The sequence below is a fragment of the Streptomyces sp. NTH33 genome (genome assembly GCF_003236365.1).
In the GTDB taxonomy this organism is placed as follows: domain Bacteria; phylum Actinomycetota; class Actinomycetes; order Streptomycetales; family Streptomycetaceae; genus Streptomyces.
In genome coordinates this window covers 1-1,790 of record NZ_POTZ01000812.1, presented here as the reverse complement: position 1 = coordinate 1,790, position 1,790 = coordinate 1, and the positions used below count along the sequence as shown (strand labels likewise).

General features: G+C 69.6%; 2 protein-coding genes and 1 pseudogene. 2 read left to right on the top strand and 1 reads right to left on the bottom strand.

Annotated elements, in window-relative coordinates:
- Nucleotides 1-183 precede the first annotated feature (183 nt).
- Together C1I97_RS42205 and C1I97_RS42200 are read left to right on the top strand one after the other, a co-directional pair.
- A pseudogene (locus tag C1I97_RS42205) lies at nucleotides 184-432 on the top strand (replication-relaxation family protein); the annotation flags it as partial.
- A 107-nt stretch (nucleotides 433-539) separates the two neighbouring features.
- Nucleotides 540-794 (top strand): hypothetical protein, encoded by a 255-nt coding sequence (locus C1I97_RS42200; RefSeq protein ID WP_258382916.1) that lies wholly within the window; start codon nucleotides 540-542, stop codon nucleotides 792-794.
- Nucleotides 795-959: 165 nt separating this feature from the next.
- On the opposite strand, the gene C1I97_RS36525 is transcribed toward C1I97_RS42200, so the two are convergent.
- Nucleotides 960-1,580 carry a DUF6082 family protein gene (locus C1I97_RS36525; RefSeq protein ID WP_146608426.1) on the bottom strand — a complete coding sequence of 207 codons (621 nt, stop codon included), beginning with the start codon at nucleotides 1,578-1,580 and terminating at the stop codon, nucleotides 960-962.
- Nucleotides 1,581-1,790: the final 210 nt, after the last annotated feature.

The window sequence follows — 1,790 nt, the reverse complement described above, 5'->3', positions numbered from 1 at the left end:
TCCGCCCGGAGGAACGGACCAGCTCGACGGCATCCTTCTTGAACTCGGCCGTGTACCGCTTGCTCGTGTTGCTCTTCTTACTCACTACCTGGACTGCTTCCTCCGGGACCCGTACGTCCCAGTATCAGGCTGTCCTGATCGCGGGGGGAACTTCAGCTGCGGGGACGGCGGCCGCCGAAGACCGTGTCCGATCGGACCGCGGTGCGGCTGCGGGTCGGGCACGCGCTAACGGTCACCGAGACCGGCCTCGCCTTCCTGAAGGACGCGCGGCACCGCGGGGAGGTCTGCCGGCCGCTGGACTGGATTCCCGAGGTCTACCACCCCCTCGGGGGCGGTGAGGCGGTCATCCCGGATGCATTGCTGTTCTACCGGCGCGGCCGTGAGGGCGGCGAGGGGTCGATGCTGCGGGCGTTTGTGGAGGTCGACCGGGCCACCATGGGCCCCGAACGGCTGGCCGCGAAACTCAACTCTTATGCCCGCCTCTACCACTACATGCCCGCGCCCGCGCCCGGCAGGCGGCACTGGCCGGCGCGGAGCCGTTGCAGGAGGAGTGGAGGCGGCACTACCCGCTCTTCCCGCGGCTGCTGTTCGTCCTGGACGGCACCGGACCCACCGGGGCTGAGACGCGTATCCGCGCCCTGCGCGCGGCCGCCGCGGACCCGGCGCCGGCCGGCTTCCTGCGCCACGTGCCCGTCCTGGCGGCGCCGCTGGTCGACCTGCTCAAGGGCGGCCCTGCCGAGCCAGTGTGGCATCCCATCCAGGACCCCGGCAGCACCGTCAGCTGGAGCCACTGACAGGGCCGGTAGACGCCCCGCACGCCTGCCGGGAACAGGCCGATGCCGGTGCTGGCGAGGGCCAGGCAGAGCAGGGCGAGCCAGCGTGTGCCGCGCACCCTTGTCCGCGGGCATCTCCCAGTTGCCGGCACGGCGCGTCGTCGGCGCGCCCTCCTCACCGCACTGCTACTCCGGGACGGGGGCTGGAGCCCTCCTGAGCGCCGCCTGGTACTCCGCGTCGAAGATGGCCACGAACTCCCGCTCGCGAGCGGTCTGGGCCTCCACCAGCCATCCCTGCCTCATGCGGGCCCAGACGCGGATGTTCGACTCGACCCGGAAGGTATTGGCCGCGATCCGGGGCAGTGAACCCCACGGGATCGCGCCGGTGTCCGCGCCCAGCCACATGTAGTGCAGAACCATCCGGGTATAGGTGTGCTTCTGCCACTCCTCGCCCGTCAGTCCCCCCATCTCTCCCCAGGCCTCCCGGTAGAGGGGGTTGTCAAGAGCCATGAGCAGCAGGTCCTTCTGGAAGCCGCGCACGGTCTGCCACTGCTCGACGCGGGCCTGGCGCGACTGGATGACCAGGGACACGGCGACGCCCGCCACCGCGAGAGCGGAGAGGATGGCCGCCACCGCGGCATAGGTCTGCCCTATGTCACTGAGGTCGTTCCAGTCTCCTCCCATCGGCGGCGCCAACTGCTGCAGGAGGTAGGGCGACAGGGCCACGACCGCGAGCACCGATACGGACGCGACCAGCAGCACCACTGAAGTCCGGGCGAAGAACCGCCTGAGTTTCCACCGCTTCAATGCCCCACGCTCCGTCAGATTCCCGTCGGCCAGCCGGACTCGTCATGTAACCAACCACGTCGGACTTTGGGTAGGGCCCTCTGAGAGTGCGGTACGTGAGTTCTTGTCCGTTTCGTGGTTGAGGTTGGGTGAGGGCTGCTGGTCGTCGCCGCTTGGTGGTGGTCAGGCGCGGGGCTGAGCGAACAGGCCGGGTTCGGGTTCGGTGAGGAT